The sequence below is a fragment of the Ottowia oryzae genome (assembly GCF_003008535.1).
In the GTDB taxonomy this organism is placed as follows: domain Bacteria; phylum Pseudomonadota; class Gammaproteobacteria; order Burkholderiales; family Burkholderiaceae_C; genus Ottowia; species Ottowia oryzae.
Genome location: NZ_CP027666.1, coordinates 1,692,790 through 1,712,838, shown reverse-complemented (window position 1 = coordinate 1,712,838; position 20,049 = coordinate 1,692,790). Strand labels below are relative to the sequence as shown.

The 20,049-nt window shown below is 64.9% G+C and carries 17 protein-coding genes and 1 other RNA gene; 12 read left to right on the top strand and 6 right to left on the bottom strand.

Going from position 1 to position 20,049, the window contains the following annotated elements:
• Window positions 1–257 precede the first annotated feature (257 nt).
• From urtB to C6570_RS07955, 8 genes are all read left to right on the top strand, one after another.
• Entirely contained in the window at window positions 258–1,748 is a 1,491-nt protein-coding gene (urtB, locus tag C6570_RS07990; RefSeq protein ID WP_245896445.1) for an urea ABC transporter permease subunit UrtB, read from the top strand.
• The gene (gene urtC, locus C6570_RS07985; protein WP_211297661.1) at window positions 1,745–2,881 is read left to right on the top strand and encodes an urea ABC transporter permease subunit UrtC; all 1,137 of its coding nucleotides are present in this window, start codon (window positions 1,745–1,747) and stop codon (window positions 2,879–2,881) included. The genes urtB and urtC overlap by 4 nt, the downstream gene beginning before the upstream one ends.
• A complete protein-coding gene (gene urtD, locus C6570_RS07980; protein WP_106702740.1) occupies window positions 2,878–3,762 on the top strand; it encodes an urea ABC transporter ATP-binding protein UrtD in 885 nt (294 codons plus the stop codon). Before urtC ends, urtD begins: the two co-directional genes overlap by 4 nt.
• 60 nt (window positions 3,763–3,822) lie before the next feature.
• Entirely contained in the window at window positions 3,823–4,515 is a 693-nt protein-coding gene (urtE, locus tag C6570_RS07975; protein ID WP_106702739.1) for an urea ABC transporter ATP-binding subunit UrtE, read from the top strand.
• A gap of 130 nt (window positions 4,516–4,645) precedes the next feature.
• Window positions 4,646–5,125, top strand: coding sequence for a bacterioferritin (bfr, locus tag C6570_RS07970; protein WP_106702738.1), 480 nt, complete (start codon window positions 4,646–4,648; stop codon window positions 5,123–5,125).
• A 280-nt stretch (window positions 5,126–5,405) separates the two neighbouring features.
• Window positions 5,406–7,730: a TonB-dependent receptor gene (locus C6570_RS07965; protein ID WP_164675509.1), complete on the top strand. Its 2,325-nt coding sequence runs from the start codon at window positions 5,406–5,408 to the stop codon at window positions 7,728–7,730.
• Window positions 7,731–7,816: 86 nt separating this feature from the next.
• Window positions 7,817–8,506, top strand: coding sequence for a Fe2+-dependent dioxygenase (locus C6570_RS07960; protein ID WP_106702736.1), 690 nt, complete (start codon window positions 7,817–7,819; stop codon window positions 8,504–8,506).
• A gap of 91 nt (window positions 8,507–8,597) precedes the next feature.
• The gene (locus C6570_RS07955; RefSeq protein WP_106702735.1) at window positions 8,598–9,695 is read left to right on the top strand and encodes an alpha-hydroxy acid oxidase; all 1,098 of its coding nucleotides are present in this window, start codon (window positions 8,598–8,600) and stop codon (window positions 9,693–9,695) included.
• Window positions 9,696–10,167: 472 nt separating this feature from the next.
• On the opposite strand, the gene ssrA is transcribed toward C6570_RS07955, so the two are convergent.
• The 6 genes from ssrA to ompA form a co-directional block, all read right to left on the bottom strand.
• Window positions 10,168–10,543: a transfer-messenger RNA gene (gene ssrA, locus C6570_RS07950) on the bottom strand.
• Between the two features lie 14 nt (window positions 10,544–10,557).
• A complete protein-coding gene (locus C6570_RS07945; RefSeq protein WP_106702734.1) occupies window positions 10,558–11,238 on the bottom strand; it encodes an HAD family hydrolase in 681 nt (226 codons plus the stop codon).
• Between the two features lies 1 nt (window position 11,239).
• Window positions 11,240–11,947, bottom strand: a complete 708-nt coding sequence (gene ubiG / locus C6570_RS07940) for a bifunctional 2-polyprenyl-6-hydroxyphenol methylase/3-demethylubiquinol 3-O-methyltransferase UbiG (protein ID WP_106702733.1) — start codon at window positions 11,945–11,947, stop codon at window positions 11,240–11,242.
• 61 nt (window positions 11,948–12,008) lie between these two features.
• On the bottom strand, window positions 12,009–13,220 hold the full coding sequence (locus tag C6570_RS07935; RefSeq protein ID WP_106702732.1) for a hypothetical protein: 1,212 nt from the start codon (window positions 13,218–13,220) through the stop codon (window positions 12,009–12,011).
• Window positions 13,217–13,687 (bottom strand): hypothetical protein, encoded by a 471-nt coding sequence (locus C6570_RS07930; RefSeq protein WP_106702731.1) that lies wholly within the window; start codon window positions 13,685–13,687, stop codon window positions 13,217–13,219. Before C6570_RS07930 ends, C6570_RS07935 begins: the two co-directional genes overlap by 4 nt.
• A gap of 127 nt (window positions 13,688–13,814) precedes the next feature.
• Window positions 13,815–14,450 (bottom strand): outer membrane protein OmpA, encoded by a 636-nt coding sequence (ompA, locus tag C6570_RS07925; RefSeq protein ID WP_106702730.1) that lies wholly within the window; start codon window positions 14,448–14,450, stop codon window positions 13,815–13,817.
• A gap of 235 nt (window positions 14,451–14,685) precedes the next feature.
• On the opposite strand from ompA, the gene gyrA reads away from it, so the two are divergent.
• The 4 genes from gyrA to C6570_RS07905 all read left to right on the top strand — a co-directional run bounded on the left by gyrA (window position 14,686) and on the right by C6570_RS07905 (window position 19,977).
• Complete coding sequence (gene gyrA / locus C6570_RS07920; RefSeq protein WP_106702729.1) at window positions 14,686–17,340, top strand: DNA gyrase subunit A; 2,655 nt, start codon at window positions 14,686–14,688, stop codon at window positions 17,338–17,340.
• Between the two features lie 86 nt (window positions 17,341–17,426).
• Window positions 17,427–17,927, top strand: a complete 501-nt coding sequence (locus C6570_RS07915; RefSeq protein ID WP_164675508.1) for a DUF2059 domain-containing protein — start codon at window positions 17,427–17,429, stop codon at window positions 17,925–17,927.
• A 78-nt stretch (window positions 17,928–18,005) separates the two neighbouring features.
• A complete protein-coding gene (gene pheA, locus C6570_RS07910; protein ID WP_106702727.1) occupies window positions 18,006–19,112 on the top strand; it encodes a prephenate dehydratase in 1,107 nt (368 codons plus the stop codon).
• On the top strand, window positions 19,105–19,977 hold the full coding sequence (locus C6570_RS07905) for a prephenate dehydrogenase (protein WP_106702726.1): 873 nt from the start codon (window positions 19,105–19,107) through the stop codon (window positions 19,975–19,977). Before pheA ends, C6570_RS07905 begins: the two co-directional genes overlap by 8 nt.
• Window positions 19,978–20,049 lie beyond the last annotated feature (72 nt).

The following is a 20,049-nucleotide window of genomic DNA, read 5'->3' as shown; positions in this document are numbered from 1 at the left end:
GCGCAGCCGCACCGCGCCGCCCCACCAGTTTCTGACAGTTCCTGTTTTGATAGCTGCCAGCGCCCGTCCCACGTGCGCCAGCGGCCTGTTTGATGGTGAAACCCTTGACTTCAAGTCGCCCCCCTTCCCTCGCCCCAAGCCGGGCTGCCGCGCCCGCGCCAGGCTGGGTGCGGCGCATCGGCCTGCTGGTGCTGACCGTGGGCGCCCTGCTGGCCAGCCCCTTGGGCCATGCCTTGACGGCCGACCAGGCACGCGCCATGGCCATCGGCGATTCCGAAGCGCGTGTGCAGGCGCTGAACCAGGCCGTGCTGACGGCCGATGACCGCACCCGCGCCTACATCAACGCACTGGCGGACGACAGCGTCAAGGCCAATGAAAAAGACGTCTTCGTCATGCAGGGCGACCAAGCCACCGACCCGGTGACCGGCGCCAAGCTCAAGCTGCCCGAAGACGCCGACGACGTGGTCAACAACAACCTGGTGCGCTCGGCGCTGGAAGCCGCCAAGGCCGCCATGCAGCTCGGCAGCGCCGACGCGGCCGAGCGCCTGGACGCCGCCGCCGCGCTGATGAAAGAGCCGGACGAATCGCGCCTGCCGCTGATCGACAAGGCCCTGGCTGCCGAGCACGACGCCCGCGTGAAGGCCCAGCTGGAGAAAGCCCGCGCCACCGCCCTGTTGGCCAGCGAAGACCCAGCCAAGCGACTGGCCGCCGCGCAGGCGCTGGACCAGGCGCGCAGCCCCGACATCAAGCCGCTGCTGAACGAGCAGCTGGAGCGCGAGACCGACCCGCAGGTCAAGACCGCGCTGCAAACGGCCATCAGCCACATCGACGCGGGCCTGGCCTGGGGCGAACGGCTGGGCGTGCTGTTCTCGGGCATCAGCCTGGGCTCGATCCTGCTGCTGGCCGCGCTGGGCCTGGCCATCACCTACGGGCTGATGGGCGTGATCAACATGGCGCATGGCGAGCTGATCATGATCGGCGCTTACGCCACTTATGTGACGCAAGTGCTGTTTCGCCAATACCTGCCGGGCGCGTTCGACTGGTATTTGGTGGCGGCGGTGCCGGTGTCCTTCATGGCGTCGGCCCTGGTGGGCGCGGCGCTGGAGCGCGGCGTGATCCGCTACCTGTACGGCCGCCCGCTCGAAACGCTGCTGGCCACCTGGGGCATCAGCCTGATCCTGATGCAGGCCACGCGCTCGATCTTCGGCGCGCAAAACGTGGCGGTGGAAAACCCGGCCTGGATGAGCGGCGGCCTGCAAGTGCTGCCGAACCTGACGCTGCCGTGGAACCGCATCGTCATCATCGCCTTTGCCGTGGCGGCGCTGCTGGGCGTGGCGTGGCTGATCAGCCGCACGCGGCTGGGCCTGTTCGTACGCGGCGTGACGCAAAACCGCCCGATGGCCGCCTGCATGGGCGTGAACACGGCGCGCACGGACATGTACGCGTTCTCGCTGGGCTCGGGCATAGCCGGGCTGGCGGGCTGCGCGCTCAGCCAGGTGGGCAACGTGGGGCCTGACCTGGGGCAAAGCTACATCGTCGATTCGTTCATGGTGGTGGTGCTGGGCGGCGTGGGCCAGCTGGCGGGCACGGTGTACGCCGCGCTGGGGCTGGGCCTGGTCAATAAGCTGCTGGAAGGCTGGACCGGCGCCGTGCTGGCCAAGATCGCCGTGCTGATCTTCATCATCGTTTTCATCCAGAAGCGGCCGCAGGGCATCTTCGCGATGAAGGGCCGGAGCGCCGAAGCATGAACACCCTGACCTCTTCGCCCGGCGCGGGCAGCACGCTGGCGGGCACCGCGCTGCCCACGCGCGCACCCCTGCTCAGCCGCCCCGGCTGGGCCGCCTTCATTCTCGCGCTGCTGGCCGTGTGCGCGCTGGCGCCCGTGCTCAATCTGCTGGTGCCCGAAGGCAGCCCGCTGCACCTGTCGGACTACATGGTCGGCCTGCTGGGCAAGATCATGTGCTACGCCATCTGCGCGCTGGCGATGGACCTGATCTGGGGCTACACCGGCATCCTCAGCCTGGGGCACGGCCTGTTCTTTGCGCTGGGCGGCTACGTGATGGGCATGTACCTGATGCGCCAGGCCGCCGGCCCAGATGCGCTGCCGCCCTTCATGGTGTTTCTGGACTGGAAGGCGCTGCCCTGGCAATGGGCGCTGTCGGGCAGCTTCATTGCTACGCTGATCCTCATCGTGCTGGTGCCGGGGCTGGTGGCCTTCGTGTTCGGCTACTTCGCCTTCCGCTCGCGCATCAAGGGCGTGTATTTCTCGATCATCACGCAGGCGCTCACGGTGGCCGCCATGCTGCTGTTCTTCCGCAATGAGACGGGCTTTGGCGGCAACAACGGCTTCACGGGCTTTACCACCATCCTGGGCTATCCGCTGGCCACACAGGGCATGCGCATGCTGCTGTTCGTGCTGTCTGGCCTGGCGCTGCTGGGCTTTTACCTGATGGCCCGCTGGCTGGTGCGCAGCAAGTACGGCCGCGTGCTGCAAGCGGTGCGCGACGCGGAAAGCCGCGTGATGTTCTCAGGCTATTCGCCCCTGCCCTACAAGCTGAGCATCTGGGTGATCAGCGCCGTGATGTGCGGCGTGGCCGGCGCGCTGTACGTGCCGCAGGTGGGCATCATCAACCCCGGCGAGATGAGCCCCGGCAACTCGATCGAAATCGCCATCTGGACCGCCGTGGGGGGCCGCGCCACGCTGATTGGCCCGATCGTCGGCGCCTTTCTGGTCAACGGTGCCAAGAGCTGGCTCACGGTGGCCGCGCCCGAATTCTGGCTGTACTTTTTGGGTGCGCTGTTCATCGCCGTGACCCTGTGGCTACCCAACGGCATCGTCGGGCTGGTGCGCCAGCTGATGCGCAAGGACAAGTCGTCATGACCCCCGATCTGATGGAAGAAGGCGCCCTGCGCGTCGAGACCTACACCCGCCAGCGCGCCGAGACAGGCACCGCGTCGGGCGACCGCGCCGCCAGCTACGCGCGCCCCGCCGTGGCGGGTGAAGTGGACGTGACGCACGGCCGCATCCTGTACCTGGAAGACGTGAGCGTGAGCTTCGACGGCTTCAAGGCGATCAAGGGATTGAACCTGGACATCGCCCCCGGCGAGCTGCGCTGCATCATCGGCCCCAACGGGGCGGGCAAGACGACGATGATGGACATCATCACCGGCAAGACCCGCCCCGACAGCGGCACCGTGTTCTTCGGCAGCACCATCGACCTGCTGCGCCACAACGAACCCGAGATCGCTGCGCTGGGCATTGGCCGCAAGTTCCAGAAGCCCACCGTTTTTGAAGACCTGACGGTGTTTGAAAACCTGGAGCTGGCACTGAAGACCGACAAGCGCGTGCGCCCGTCGATGTTCTTCCAGCTCGATTCGGCGCAGCGCGACCGGCTGGCCGAGGTGCTGCACACCATCCACCTGGCGCCCCACGTGCGGCGGCAGGCTGGGCTGCTCAGTCACGGGCAGAAGCAGTGGCTGGAGATCGGCATGCTGCTGATGCAAGAGCCCAAGCTGATGCTGCTGGACGAGCCCGTCGCCGGTATGACCGACGAAGAAACGGCGCGCACGGCCGAGCTGTTTCTCACCCTCAAAGGCAAGCACTCGCTGATGGTGGTGGAGCACGACATGCACTTCATCCGCGCCATCGCGGGCGACACGGGCACCGTCACCGTGCTGGCCGAAGGCAGCGTGCTGGCGCAAGGGCCGCTGGACAAGGTGCAGGCGGACGAACGCGTGATCGAGGTGTACCTGGGCAGGTAAGCCCATTGCTATCTATTAAATAGCTGTTGGCGCCCGTGTAGCGTGCGCTGGAGGCCTGAAATGCTAAAAGTCAGCAACATCAACCAGTACTACGGCGGCTCGCACATCCTGCGCGACGTCAGCCTGACCGCGTCGCTGGGCAAGATCACCGTGCTGCTGGGCCGCAACGGCGTGGGCAAGACCACGCTGCTCAAGTGCCTGATGGGCCTGGTGCCCATCAAGACCGGGCAGATCGAGCTGGCAGGCCTGCCGATGCAAGGCGCCACGTCGTACACCCGGGCGCGCGCGGGCATGGGCTACGTGCCGCAGGGGCGCGAGATTTTCCCGCGCCTGACGGTGCAGGAAAACCTGCGCATGGGCCTGGCCTATCGGCCGGCGGGCACGCCGATTCCGCCGGAGCTGTTCGAGCTGTTTCCCATCCTGGCGCAGATGCGCCACCGCCGCGGCGGCGACCTGTCGGGCGGGCAGCAGCAGCAGCTGGCGATCGCGCGCGCACTGGCGCCGGGGCCCAAGCTGCTCATCCTGGATGAGCCCACCGAAGGCATCCAGCCCAGCATCATCAAGGACATTGGCCGCGTGATCCGCATGCTGGCCGACCGGGGCGACATGGCGATTCTGCTGTGCGAGCAGTACTACGACTTTGCCGAAGAGCTGGCCGACGACTACCTGGTGATGGAGCGCGGCGAAGTCATTGCGCAAGGCCCCGGCAAAGAGATGGCGGCCAAGGGTATTCGCAAGCTGGTGGCCATCTGACGCGGGCTTGCCGCTATCACATCGCAAGCGTGGTGCGAAGCGTTCGTATTCCGAAAGGCCCCGGTTTGGAGGTGTGCGCCCTGCTCCCTAGAATCGCTGCATTGACGTACACATCCCAAGGAGCGAAGCCATGAAAGGCGACCCGAAAGCCATCGAGTTTCTGCAGGCGCAGCTGAAGAACGAACTCACCGCCATCAACCAGTACTTCCTGCACTACCGCATGCTCAAGCACTGGGGCCTGGACAAGCTGGCCAAGAAAGAATACGCCGAGTCGATCGGCGAGATGAAGCACGCTGACATGCTGATGGACCGCATCTTCATGCTGGACGGCCTGCCCAATCTGCAAGACCTGGGCAAGCTGATGATCGGCGAGGACGTGCCCGAGCTGCTCAATTGCGACCTGACGCTGGAGCGTGCCGCGCAAGCCACCGTGAAAGACGGCATCGAGCATTGCGAGAAAGTGCGCGACTACGTTTCGCGCGATCTGCTGCAGACCATCCTGGACGACACCGAAGAGCACATCGATTTTCTGGAAACCCAGATCGAGCTGATCGGCAAGGTGGGCATTCAGAACTACCTGCAAAGCCAGATGGGCGAGCTGGAAGCCTGACAAACCGTTCACAGCGCGCCCAGCGCGGCGCTGCATTGCATCAAGGGCCTACGGGCCCTTTTTTTGCGCCGATTTGGTGCGCTCTGCTGCGGTGTGTTGCGGATTAATGACAGCAGGCGAATTCGCTAATCACAACGATTCGCATTTATTTAGAATTTACAACTTCCCACATCCGCCCAAGCCCGCGCATGAAACCCAAGCCACCCACCAGGGTGGCTTTTGTATGACCGGGGGCGCAAGCGGCCAAAACTATTTCACCCACGTTCAGCCCTACCGGACTATGCCCGCTTCCCGTCGCAACCCTAAAAATCGGGCTCCAGCCCTCGTCGTACCTGCGCAAGTCGCTTCTGAATCTGTAGCATCCAGCCCCAAGGGCGCCAACGCGCTGCTGCCGCTGGGTGCGATGTTGCTGGCGGGCTCCCTGGGCAGCGCCGCGCTGGCACAGACGGCCCCCGCTGCGGCAGCCCCTGGCGCCGACACCGCTGGCACCCTGCCCACGGTCACGGTGCGCGACACCGCCGAGCCGGGCGCGCCCACCAACAGCAAGACTGAGCTGCGCACCACCCGCACCCAGATCGGCAAGGGCAACCAGGAACTGCGCGACATCCCGCAATCGGTCACCGTGTTCACCGAAAAGCAGTTGCAAGACCGCAATCTGGACGACCTGCGTGAAGTGCTGCGCTCCACCGCTGGCGTGACCTTCCTGTCGGGCGAGACGGGCGAGGAAGACGTGCGCCTGCGCGGCTTTTCGCTGGGTACGGCGGGCGACATCTACCGCGACGGCATGCGCGACGGCGCGCTGTACGAGCGCGACACGTTCAACGACGACCGCGTGGAAGTGATCAAGGGCTCGGCGTCGATGCTGTTCGGCAAGGGCTCCACCGGCGGCGTGGTCAACCAGGTCAGCAAGCAGCCATTCCTGATGAACCAGCATGAGGTGAACGCGACGGTGGGCACGGGCGGCATGAAACGCATCACCGGCGACTTCAACTTCCAGACGGGCCAGGATTCGGCCTTCCGCATCAACGCGCTGGCGCACGACGCCAGCAACTGGGGCAGCCAGCAGAAAAAGATCGGCGTGGCGCCCAGCTTCCGCTGGGGCATCGGCACGCGCAACGAATTCTCGGTGGGCCTGTACCACCTCGATTCGCGCGGCCGCTCCACCTACAACCACCCCTGGTTCATCCGCGACGGCGTGATCGTGCCGACGCTGCGCGCGCGCGACTATTACGGCTTCGACAACGACAAGCTCAACACCAAGGCCACGTACGCCACGCTGGCGCACACCTACCGCTTCGACAACGGCGGCGAGCTGAAGACGCAACTGCGCCACGGCCGCTACGAGCGCGACCTGTGGGCCAGCGTGATCCGCTTTGGCACCACCCACGGCGCCCCCACCACCATCGACAACTGGGGCCCAGACACCATCATCACCCGCTCGCCCAAGGGCCGGCTGGGCACCAGCGACCTGACGCAGCTGCAAAGCGACTACAGCAACAAGTTCAACTGGGGCGGCGGCCAGCACCACATCATGGCGGGCGTGGACCTGTACTACGACAAGTCCAAGCGCAACAACAACTTTGCCGGGCCGGCCAGCACCTTGACCACCACCGTGGGCCAGCCCAATCCGCACCAGTGGCACGACGATCTGCGCCCTGACCCCACCTACAACAAGTTCGACGCGAGCAACTTCGGCATCTACGCGCAAGACACCATGTCGCTGACCGAGCAGCTCAAGCTGGTGGCTGGCCTGCGCTTTGACCGCTTCAAGGGCAGCTACGACACGGTGGCCACCACCGCCGCGAACGGCGCCGTCACGCCCGGCTACAGCTTCAGCAAGTCGCAGTCGCTGTGGAGCCCGCGCGTGGGCCTGCTCTTCCAGCCGAGCGACACGCAGTCGTACTACCTGTCTTACGGTACCTCGTACAACACGTCGGGCGACGCCTACCAGTTCACGCCCAACAGCCCGAACAACGTGCTGGCCAACACGCCTGCCGAGAAGAGCCGCAACATCGAGATCGGCGGCAAGTGGGACGTGCTGGACCGGCGCCTGACGCTGGGCGCGGCCGTGTTCTATTCCGAGAAATACAACGAGCGCAACACCGACCCTGACAGCGCCGCAGCGCAATACCTGTTGTCGGGCAAGCGCCACGCTGCGGGCGTCGAATTCAACGCCGCGGGCCGCATCACGCCGGCGTGGGAACTGTTCTGGAACCACGCCTGGATTCCTGAGGCCAAGATCGACCGCAGCAACCAGGTGCTGGCCGCCAACGGCGGCGGTGCCCAGGTGCAGGGCGACCGCCCCGGCCTGACCCCGCGCAACAGCGGCAGCCTGTGGACCACCTACCGCCTCATGCCCAAGTTCCGCGTGGGCCTGGGCGCCAACTACCGCAGCAGCCAGCACCCGGACGGCAGCCGCGCCGTCAAGGCCAAGGGCTTCGTCACCTTCGACGCCATGGCCGAATACAACCTGACCGAAACCATGTCGCTGAAGCTGAACGTGACCAACCTCACCAACAAGCTGTACGCCGACGCGCTGTACCGGGGCTTTTACGCACCGGGTGCGCCGCGCCGCGTTGAGCTGACGTTCAAAGCGCTGTTCTAATAGCCGCAGCGCGCAAGGAACACCGCCACGCCGGACCACCACCAGCCGCCTTCGGGCGGCTGCCTTGCTTTTGAAAGGCGCCCTTCATGCTGATCCACCTCAAGAACGTGCTGACGGCCGACGAGCTGGCCCGGGGGCGCGCCCTGCTGCATTCGCCCGAAGCCCCCTGGATCGACGGGCGCCGCAGCGCGGGTGCCCAGGCAGCGCAGCAGAAATCCAACGAGCAGCTGGCCCAAGACAGCGCCATGGCGGCCGAGCTTCGGCAGCTGGTGCTGGGCGCACTGCGCCGCGACGCGCTGCTGTTCTCGGCGGCGCTGCCCCGCCGCTTCTTCAACCCGCTGTTCAACCGCTACAGCGGCCAGAGCAACCACTACGGCAACCACATCGACGGCGCGGTGCTGCACTCTCGTGCCGACGACGCATGGGTGCGCACGGATGTCTCCTGCACGCTGTTTTTCAGCGAACCCGATGAATACGACGGCGGCGAGCTGGTGGTGCAAGACACCTATGGTGAGCATGGCGTCAAGCTGCCCGCGGGCGACGCCGTGCTCTACCCCGGCACCAGCCTGCATCAGGTCACGCCCGTCACGCGCGGCGCGCGCATCGCCAGCTTCTTCTGGATCGAAAGCATGGTGCGCAGCGACGAACAGCGCCGCCTGCTGTTCGACATGGACATGGCCTTGCTCGCGCTGCGCCAGCGCAACGGCGAAAGCGACGAAGCCACGCGGCTGACCGGCACGTACCACAACCTGCTGCGGATGTGGGCCAGCCCCTAAGTGGTTGCAGCCGTCGCTTTCGCCGCAACCCGATTCAGACAAAATAGGCCTCCAGCGCCCGTCCCACCAGCGCAAGCAGCTATCAAAATCGATGCAAGAGCCGAGCTTTCCCGTGAACCTGAACGAGCTGGCGCTGGCCGCACGGGCCCGGCTGGATCCTGCCGTCGCGGCGTTCTTCGACGGAGGCGCTGCGGACGAACACACGCTGCGCACCAACGCGGACGCATGGCAGCAGTGGCCGTTGTGGCCGCGCGTGCTGCGCCCGCTGGCGGGCGGCCACACCCGCACCACGCTGGCGGGGCGCGAGTTGGCGCACCCCATCATGCTCGCGCCGGTGGCTTTCCAGCGTCTGGCGCACGACCAGGGCGAATGGGCCAGCGCCGTGGCCGCGGCTGCGCAAGGGGCAGGCTTTGTGCTGGCCACCTTGTCCAGCGTGCCGATGGAAGATGTTGCGCAGGCTTATCTGCCAGACAAAGGTCGCGGCCTGCTCTGGTTTCAGCTCTACTGGCAAGCCGACCGTGGCGTGAACCTGGCCTTGATCGAACGCGCTGAAGCCGCGGGCTTCGAGGGGATCGTGCTCACCGTCGATGCGCCCGTGCAAGGTGTTCGCGACGCCGAACGCCGCGCCGCCTTCAGTTTGCCGCCCGGCATACACGCCGTACACCTGCCCACCGCAAACAGCGGCGCGCCCCACAACGCGGCGGCCGATGGCACCTACTGCGCTGGCGTGCCCGCCACCGCACCCACGTGGGAAGACGTTGCCTGGTTGCAGGCCCGCACACGTCTGCCCGTCTGGTTGAAAGGCGTGCTGCACCCAGCCGACGCGCGGCAGGCGCAGGCACTGAACGTGGCCGGCCTGATCGTCAGCAACCACGGCGGCCGTACGCTGGACACCGCACCCGCCACCGCCCAGGCCTTGCCGGTGATCGCCAAGGCCGTGGGCGGCGCACTGCCCCTGATCGTCGACGGCGGCATTCGCCGGGGCACCGACGTGTTGAAAGCCATCGCGCTGGGCGCAAGCGCCGTCATGGTTGGACGGCCGACGGTTCACGCGCTGGCGGTTGCCGGCCCCATGGGCGTGGCCCGAATGATCCGCACCCTGCGCGACGAACTGGAAATGGCCATGGCCCTGAGCGGCTGCCAAAGCCTGGCCGAAGCCACGCCCGCGCTGGTGGCTGAGCCGGCCTGAGCGCGTCAGGCCCTGCGCGCCAGCGCGCAAGACCGATCCTTCGCCAGCGTCACGCCAGCCATGGCCCGGCGCCCATTCAAAGCAGATTCGCCAGCGCAGGCTGGGATTGGCGGGGGTTGAACAGCACGATGCGGTAGCTCGCCGAGCCGAGCCACGTTGCTGAAACGGTCCCTGTGCCGCGCAGTGCGGCCGCCAGAACGGGCGGCGGCAACGAAATGCGCAGATCAGCGAATGCGGCGGCTCGATCATGTCTGCAGACACCGCTAGCGCCCGCCTTACGGCGCGAGCAGCTTTTATTTTGATAGCAATTGTTTGCTCCGTCACCACCGACACGACGGCAACCCACCGCTGCCCGCGCCTGTTGAGCGCGCCCTGACAAAAGCGGCGCCGGCCGTACTTTCACAAGATTGCGCAAGTCACACAAAGAAAAAGGCGTTCACCGATGCTCGGTGAACGCCTTTACCCATGGATATGGTGGAGCTGGCGGGATTTGAACCCGCGTCCGCAAATCTTCCACGCCCAGTTCTACATGCTTAGCGGTCTGATTTAGATCTTACCGACCGAGTCGCGCAGTCGCACGCTATCCAGCCAGCCAGTACCCTTGAATCTTGCCTGCGCCCAAGGTACCCGGACACAAGCCAGCCGATGTGAATTCCCCCGCAGCCGGGACGGCTTGCGCCGCCCTTGCCCAGCCCATCGGCCTGCTGTTGCGAGGCTCACCGGTTATTAAGCGGCGAGTGCGAAACGTTCGTCGTTTGCAGTTAGTTTTTTTCAGCGGTTTAGCGAGGTGACTGAACCTCGGCATGCCCTGAGGCGATTCCAACCCACGTCGAAACCAATGCAGCCCCGGATGGCTCGTATTTTAAGCCGGATCGAGCAAATTCAAGAGTTGCAGGGGCGAATGAATGACGGCATCGGCGCCCCAGGCCAGCGGATCTGCCGCCGGGCCCAGGTAGCCGTACGTGGCAGCAACCGTGCGCACACCGGCCGCGCGGCCCGCCTGGATGTCGCGCTCGTCATCGCCCACATACAAGGTGCTCTCGGCAGAGAAGCCGGCAGACTGCAGCGCGGCCAAGACGGGCCCGGGATGCGGCTTGGTGTACGGCGTGGAATCGCCGCTGATTACCGTGGCCGCCGCCTGCAAGTCGGTGAATGCTTCTACCGTGGGTTGGGTAAACCGGCGGGCCTTGTTGGTGACAATGCCCCACGCCATGCCCAGGTCGGTCAGGCCGACCAGCAGTTGCGGCACATCCGTCAAGTACGTCGTCTGCGAAAGCAGGTGGTGCTGGTAGGCGACAAGAAACTCGTCACGCAAGGCGTCATAGCCAGGGTGTTCAGGCGTGGCTTCAAGCGCCACACGCAAAATGCCGCGCGCACCCGATCCTGCGTGCGGCCGGTATACGAGCAAGTCGATGGGGCCCAACCCGCGCGCGTGGCGCAAAGCGTTGCCCGCCAGGGCCAAGTCGGGCGCGCTGTCGATCAGCGTGCCGTCCAGATCAAACAAGACCGCCCGGACACCGTGCAGCCGCGCACTGCTTGCCATGTCAGGCTGAACGTCTGGCGGCGACCATGTAGTTGACGCTGGTGTCATCGCTCAGACTGAAGCGACGCGTCAACGGGTGAAATTCAAGCCCACTGCTGCGCACGAAGTCGAGCCCGGAGGAGCGGCAGAAGCCCGCCAGTTCATGGGGACGAATCAGCCGCGCGTACTCATGCGTTCCGCGGGGAACCATGTTCGCCACGTACTCGGCGCCCACAATCGCCAACAAAAAAGACTTGGCATTGCGGTTGATGGTCGAGAAGAAAACCCAACCACCCGGCCGAACCAGCCGGGCGCAGGCGGCAACGACGGATGCGGGGTCTGGTACGTGCTCCAGCATTTCCATGCAGGTGACGACGTCGAACGCACCCGGCATTTCCTCACTCAGCGCCTCGGCCGACACGCAGCGGTAGGCCACGTGCGGTGTTTGCGTCTCCAGCGCGTGCAGTTGGGCGACCTTGAGCGATTTTTCTGCAAGGTCTATACCCAGCACGTCGGCACCGCGGCGCGCCATGGCGTCCGCCAGAATGCCGCCGCCGCAGCCCACGTCCAGAACACGCTGCCCGTTCAGTGGGCAAGCACCGTCGATCCAGTCGAGTCGCAATGGATTGATTTGATGCAGCGCGGCAAACTCGCCCTGAAGGTCCCACCACTGGTGTGCCAAGGCGGAAAACTTCGCCAGTTCAGCCTGATCTGCGTTCACTTCGGTCATGCTTCATTGTCCCACGGCACGCCTATTCGTCGCGGCGCGTGCTCAGCATGCGTGCGCGGCTTCACTCTGCTAGGCCATGCTTCTGCGCAAACGCCTTGCGTTGGTCCGAAACCTGTTCTTGGGTAATACACGCCTTCGGCGCGGGCTGCCCTCGTGCTTGCCAAAAGGCACGGTAGCTTGCGCTTTGGTAGGGATCTGCGATCACATAGCCCGCTCGGTTCGCGCACGCGCCGGAGGGCGCGCAATCGCGCCAAGTCGCGCCATAGACAACTCGCCCGTCTCGCGTGAGGCCTGGGAAGGCGCTGACCAGCGTGCGCTCGCGTGCGCTGTCCATACGGAAGGACTGCTTCAGCGCGCGGTCGAACACGTAAACCGAGCCCAGGTCGCTGTAAGTCAACCAGGCGGCCGGCGGCGCGTAACCAAAAACGGCCTTGCTTGGGGACATTCCCAGATCGGCGTGCAGGTCGCAAGGGTGTGCGGTGGCCATCGGGTCTGCGCTCAGGCCATAGACCCGCATCGAAGGCTGACCTTGGTTGGGCGACTGGGGGATTGCGGAAAACTCCAGCCCGTCGATCGAAATCATCGGCAGCGCAAACACCCCGCCATCTTCCGACCGTCGATTGCTGCAAATGAAGCGAGCGCCCGTCGTGCGCTTGACGCGCGCGCTGCGGCCATCGTCTTGCACTTCGATGGTCTCGGCCTGCAGGGGGCCAACGCCTTGGCTGTCGGCATCAGCGTTCTGCGGCCAGCTGAGGGATCGGATGTATATCGCCTGCTCGTCCTCCAAGCCGCCAGGATTGGTCTGGGGGCGTGGCAGCTCGGAGGCCGCAGCGTAAAACCCCGTCATCCCCGCGCGGAACAATGGTTTGGCCTCGCCTTGCCGGCGCAGCACATCCGTGAACCGGTAGTGATCACCGTTGACGTCAACCAGATAGCGCCATGTTCCCTGCACAGGAAAGACTTCGTTGGAAAACGGCGTCGAGTAAACGCGAATGGACCCGTCACCACTGGCCGGCAATTCCATAAGGCTGACCGTACCTACCTTGGCGCCGGAATAGGACCTCAGGATGAAACGCCCATCCGGACTGATGCGCTCGTAGGTGCCCAGTGCTGGCACGCCTTGCGCGTCGAAACCCACAGCGTTACCGTCCAGCGGCAAGTAGGTGAGGGGCGCGATGCATTGCGTACCGCCCTCCCCCGCCATGGCAGCGGAAGCTGAAAACGTGAGCGCCGTGGCAGTGCACACGGCCGTGAGGAGGATGCGATCAGTCATTCACAAGCGCCTGGCTGAAAAAGCGACAGTCGAGAGCGAAGCACGGCAAGCCAACCTTCCTTGGGCATGACACCCAAAATGGGCCAAGGATGGACTTGGTGGCAGCGGGAAACCAAGGCTGCCGGTGTGTGGTTGAGCAAGCCGCACGACGCGGCGGTCGGCTCATCCATCACCGGCGCCTCTAAAAGATCGTGGGCGTCGGCTCGGACAGCCGCCTCGCGCCATTCCCGCTCCGGAACCCGGGGGTCGCGGTACACCGCCGTCCGAAAACCTTCGCGCTCAGCGTCAACCGCCATTCGCTTCCACTCGGGAATGGCGTAGGGCATGCGAGGGGAAAGAAGCACGCTGACCACCGGCTGGCCCGAAGCCACCAGATTCGCATTGGGCTTGAACAAGCACGCCTCGGCGTTTTCCGCCTTTGGCGTCGAGGCATCGTCAGCCTGCGCGGCCGTGACCGAAAGAGCCATCACGCTAGAAACAAATGCCAGCCGCAGCGTTAGGGCCTGTCGCTCGGCACACCTTCTGCGCACCCAAAACAAAAAAGCCCTGGGGGCTGGCGCCCCCAAGGCTTTATCGAGAAGTATCCGAATCGGATTACTGGCTGGCGCGCGTGCCAACCACTTCCACTTCCACGCGACGGTTTTTCGCGCGGCCTTCGGCAGTAGCGTTGGAAGCGATCGGTTGCTTCTTGCCTTTGCCTTCGGTGTAGATACGGTTGCGCTCGATGCCTTTGGTCACCAGGTAAGCCTTCACAGCTTCAGCGCGGCGAACCGACAGACGTTGGTTGTAAGCGTCAGAGCCCACGGAGTCGGTATGACCCACGGCGATGATCACTTCCAGGTTGATACCTTGGATCTTGCCGACCAGATCGTCCAGCTTGGCGCGGCCTTCAGGCTTCAGCACCGACTTGTCGAAGTCGAAGAATGCGTCAGCAGCATAGGTGACCTTCTGAGCAGCCACCGGAGCGGGCGGTGCGGGAGGCACAGGCGTAACAGCGGGAGGAGTAGGCGTAGCAGCAGGGGCCTGCAGGGCGCCGTCACAGCCAGGAGCAGCCGTAGCGGGGGTCCAGTAGGCATCGCGCCAGCACAGTTCGTTCGTGCCGTTTTTCCAGATCAGGTTGCCGTGGCCATTGCGCCAGTTGTCGGAATTGATCGTCGAGCCAGCTGCGAAGGCGGAACCAGCCACGGTTGCAACAGCGAACAGGGTCGCCACTTTGTTCAGTTTCTTCATGGTTCTCCTCATGGGAAAAAAGCCGCAGCCGGGCTGCGATAAATCGGACGCTTCAAGTGACCACCACCGAAAACGCTGCGTCGATTGTGCCACACGTCCTTCCGCATTCTTAGCAGAACCCGCGCCCGCGCCGTCAGACGAAGCCTGAATTCTGGGCATATGTTGCTGCAATACGACAAGCGATTCGGCCTAAAATTGACCGCTTGCCGACTGGTTGCCTCGCATCTTTATCTATATGACTTCGTTCGCCAAAGAAACACTTCCCATTAGCCTGGAAGAGGAGATGCGGCGGAGCTATCTGGATTACGCCATGAGCGTGATCGTTGGTCGCGCCTTGCCCGACGCCCGCGATGGCCTGAAGCCTGTGCACCGCCGCGTGTTGTACGCCATGTATGAAATGGGCAACACGTACAACAGCAAATACCGCAAGAGCGCTCAGGCGGTGGGCGAGACGATGGGTAAGTTCCACCCCCACGGTGACTCGGCCATCTACGACACCATCGTGCGCATGACGCAGCCGTTCAGCCTGCGCCACCCCCTGATCGACGGGCAAGGCAACTTCGGCTCGGTGGACGGCGACGCGGCCGCGGCCATGCGCTACACCGAAATCCGGCTGCACAAGATCGCCCACGAAATGCTGGCGGACATCGACAAGGGCACCGTCGATTTCGGCCCCAACTACGACGGCAGCGTGACCGAACCGCTGGTGCTGCCGGCGCGCCTGCCCAACCTGCTGGTGAACGGCTCTGGCGGCATTGCGGTGGGCATGGCCACCAACATCCCGCCGCACAACCTCAACGAGGTGGTGGACGCGTGCCTCCACTTGCTGAACCAGCCCGACGCGACCATCGACGAGCTGATGGAGATCATCCCCGCCCCCGACTTCCCCACCGGCGGCATCATCTACGGTGTGCAAGGCGTGAAGGACGGCTACCGCACCGGGCGCGGGCGCGTGGTCATGCGCGCGAAGGTGCACTTTGAAGATATCGACAAGGGCCAGCGCCAGGCCATCATCGTCGACGAGCTGCCCTACCAGGTCAACAAGAAGACCTTGCAAGAGCGCATGGCCGAGCTGGTGCACGAGAAAAAGCTCGAAGGCATCAGCCACATTCAGGACGAGTCGGACAAGTCCGGCATGCGCCTAGTGATCGAGCTCAAGCGCGGTGAAGTGCCCGAAGTGGTGCTGAACAACCTGTACAAGCAGACGCAGCTGCAGGACACGTTCGGCATCAACACCGTGGCGCTGGTCGACGGCCAGCCCAAGCTGTGCAACCTGAAGGAGCTGATCCAGGTCTTTCTGCAGCACCGCCGCGAAGTCGTTACCCGGCGCACGGTGTTTGAACTGCGCAAAGCGCGCGAGCGCGGCCACGTGCTGGAAGGCCTGGCGGTTGCGCTGGCCAACATCGACGAATTCATTCGCATCATCCGCGAATCGCCCACGCCGCCGGTCGCCAAGACCGAATTGATGGCCCGCACGTGGGACAGCGCACTGGTGCGCGAGATGCTGACGCGTGCACGCGAAGGCGATGGCGCCGTGATCAGCGCCGACGACTATCGCCCCGAGTCGCTGGGCCGCGAATTCGGCCTGCAGAAAGACGGCCTGTACCGGCTGTCCGAGACGCAGGCGCAGGAAATTCTGCAAATGCGCCTGCAACGCCTGACGGGCCTGGAGCAGGACAAGATCATTGCCGAATACAAAGAAGTAATGGCCGAGATCGAGGACCTGCTCGACATCCTGGCCAAGCCTTCGCGCGTGTCCACCATCATTGGCGACGAGCTGACGGCGCTGAAAACCGAGTTCGGCCAGACCAAGGATGGCGCCCGCCGCTCGGTGGTCGAGCACAACGCGCAAGACTTGGCAACCGAAGACCTGATCACGCCCACCGACATGGTGGTCACGCTCAGCCACACGGGCTACATCAAGGCGCAACCCTTGTCCGAGTACCGCGCGCAAAAGCGCGGCGGGCGCGGCAAGCAGGCCACGGCAACGAAAGAAGACGACTGGATCGACCAGCTATTCATCGCCAACACGCACGACTACATCCTGTGCTTTTCCAACCGTGGCCGGCTTTACTGGCTCAAGGTGTGGGAAGTGCCCTCGGGCTCGCGCGGCTCCCGCGGCCGCCCGATCGTCAACATGTTCCCCTTGGCCGAGGGCGAAAAGATCAACGTCGTGCTGCCCCTGACGGGCGAGACGCGTACCTTCCCCGACAACCGCTACGTGTTCATGGGCACGTCGATGGGCACGGTGAAGAAGACGGCGCTGTCCGAATTCAGCAACCCACGCAAGGCCGGGATCATCGCCGTCGATCTCGACGAGGGCGACTTCCTGATCGGTGCGGCGCTGACCGACGGCGCGCACGATGTGATGCTGTTCTCTGACGGCGGCAAGGCGGTGCGCTTTGACGAAAACGACGTGCGCCCCATGGGCCGCAATGCGCGCGGCGTGCGCGGCATGCAGCTCGACGAGCGCCAGAGCGTCATCGCCATGCTGGTGGCCCCCGGCGAGGCCAGCGCCGACGATTCGGAACCATTGGCGCGCAACAGTGTCCTAACCGCGACAGAAAATGGTTACGGTAAACGCACCAACATTACCGAGTACACCCGGCATGGCCGCGGCACGAAGGGCATGATCGCCATCCAGCAGAGCGAGCGCAACGGCAAGGTTGTGGCCGCCACGCTGGTCAGCCCTGACGACGAAATCATGCTGATCACCGACAAGGGTGTGCTGGTGCGCACCCGGGTGTCCGAAATCCGCGAAATGGGCCGCGCCACGCAAGGCGTGACGCTGATCGCGCTGGACGAAGGCGCCCAACTCAGTGGCCTGCAACGCATTGTTGAAAACGATGCGCAGGTGAATGACATTGAGACCGACGAACCCCAAGATTAACGATGGAGCTAGCTTTGAACGCAACCCTTTCCAAATTCCCTATTGCTATTCTTTTCGCAGCTGCTTGCGCAGCATCGACGGGCGCCATGGCCCAAAACGACAGCAAACGCGCCTTGGCCGTCAAGCTGGCGCAGATGCAGCAGAAGGCCGATGGCAGCGCCATGGCCGAGCAGCTGACCGCCTCCGCCGTGCAGCCCTTGCTGGCCGGCTGGTCGCAGCGCCTGGATGAAACCGTGCCGCCAGCGCGTCAAAAAGATGTGCGCGACAAGCTGGATGTCGAGCTGAAAAAATACGCTGACAGCACGCAAAAAGTGGTGGAAGCCCAGACGGCCAAGGCCGCCGAAGCCGCCCTGGTGCCGATCTTCATGGAAAAGCTGTCGGAAGAAGAGCTCAAGCAGATCGTGGCCTACATGGAATCGCCCGCCAGCGCCAAGTTCCAGGCCCTCGGCCCGGACGCCACGAACGCATGGGCCAAGCGCATCGTCGATGCCACCAAACCCCAGGTGGAAAACGGCGCCAAGAATTTCGAAGCTGCGGCCAACCGCATCGTGACGAGCAACGGTGGTTCGTCGCCCGCTAAGAAATAAGCGTTAATCGCGCCACAATCAGGGTTTTTCGTGTTTCGCCGGCTTCGGGCCGGCGTCTTCGTTGGATACGTGCCTCGCATGAGCTCTCCCCCCGTTCAATCTGAAGCCCTTGCCAAGCTGCGAACCCAGATCGACAGCCTGGATGCCCAACTGCTCTCGCTGCTCAATCAGCGCGCACGCGTGGCCGAAGAGGTGGGCGAGCTCAAGCGCCATGAAGGCACGCCCTTCTTTCGCCCTGACCGCGTGGCGCAGGTGATCGCCAAGATCCAGGCGAACAACACCGGCCCCCTGCAGAACCAGCATGTCGCCGCCGTCTGGCGCGAAATCATGTCGGCCTGCCTGGCGCTGGAAGTACCGCAGCGCGTGGCCGTGCTCGGCCCCGAAGGCACCTTCACCGAGCAAGCGGCCATCGAATACTTTGGCAGCGCGGCCAACCTGATCTATTGCAGCTCGTTCGACGAGGTGTTTCACGCCACAGCGGCCGGCACGGCGCAGTTCGGCGTGGTGGCGGTCGAGAATTCCACCGAAGGCGTGGTCGCCCGCACCTTCGATCTTTTCCTGCATTCGCCGGTGCACGTGGTCGGCGAAGTCAGCCTGATGGTTCGCCACAACCTGCTGCGGCAAGTCAATTCGCTGGAGGGTGTCGAGGCCGTGCTGGCCCACCCCCAGGCGCTGATGCAGTGCCAGCGCTGGCTGTCTGAGCACCTGCCTCACGCCGAGCGCCGCGCCGTGGCCAGCAACGCCGAGGGCGCGCGTCTGGCGGCCACCAACCCCGCCTGGGCGGGCCTGGCCAGCGAGCGCGCGGCGGCCCAGTTCGGCCTGCACATCGTGTCGCACTCGATCCAGGACGAGGCATACAACCGCACCCGCTTTGCCGTGATCTGCCTACCGCAGACGCTGGCCATGCCTGCGCCCAGCGGGCGCGACTGCACCAGCATCGTGGTGTCGGTGCCCAACATATCCGGGTCCGTGCACGACATGCTCACGCCGCTGAAAAAGCACGGCGTCAGCATGACGCGGTTTGAATCCCGCCCCGCCAAATCCGGCCAATGGGACTACTACTTCTATATCGACCTGGCCGGACACCCGTCCGAACCCAAGATGAGCGCCGCACTCTCCGAGCTGCAAGCCCAATGCGCCTTCTACAAGGTGCTGGGCGCCTACCCCCTCGCGCAAGATGTTTGAGCAGCTCGGACTGATCGGCTGCGGCCTGATGGGCGGCTCCTTCGCGCTGGCGCTCAAGCGCGCCGGGCTGGTGCGCCGCGTGGTGGGCTACAGCAAGTCGCCCTCCACCACGGCGCGGGCGCTGCAGATGGGTGTGATCGACGTGGAGGCGCCGTCCGCGCTGCTGGCGGTCTCAGGCGCCGACTTGGTGCTGCTGGCGGTGCCGGTCGCGGCCACCGAGAACACGCTCAAGGCCATTCGCCACCTGCTGGACCCGCGCATGTTGATCATGGACGTGGGCTCCACCAAGCGCGACGTGGTGGATGCCGCGCGGCGCGTGTTGAAAAACGACGTAGGTCTGTTCGTGCCCGCGCACCCGATCACGGGGCGCGAAGTGTCCGGCGTTGAAAACGCCGACCCGTCCCTGTACGCAGGCCGTCAGGTCATTCTGACGCCGATCGAGCGCACCCACCCCGCCAACGTCGACCGCGCCGAAGCCCTGTGGCGCGCGCTGGGTTGCGACGTGCAACGCATGTCGCCCGAGGCGCACGACGCCGCCTTCGCCGCCGTCAGCCACCTGCCGCACCTGATCGCCTTTGCGCTGGTGAACGGCGTGATGGGCCAGCCCGAGGGCGAGCAGTTCCTCTCGCTCGCCGGCCCGGGCTTTCGCGACTTCAGCCGCATCGCCGCCAGCGACCCCCAGCTGTGGCGCGACGTCCTGATTGCCAACCGCGAAGAATTGGCGCGCCAAACCGAGCTGTTCAAGCACGCCCTGGGCGATTTCGAACGCCTCATCGCCGAGGGCCGCGCGGACGAGCTGGAACGCCTGATCAACCGCGCCAGCCATGCCCGCGCCAACTGGCGCCTGACGCCCGGCCCGCGTTAAGCCTGCGCCAGGCCACGCGGGCTGCGCGTTGGCCGTTTCTTTCAACCGATTGGCCTGCCCGGCCCCGTCCGC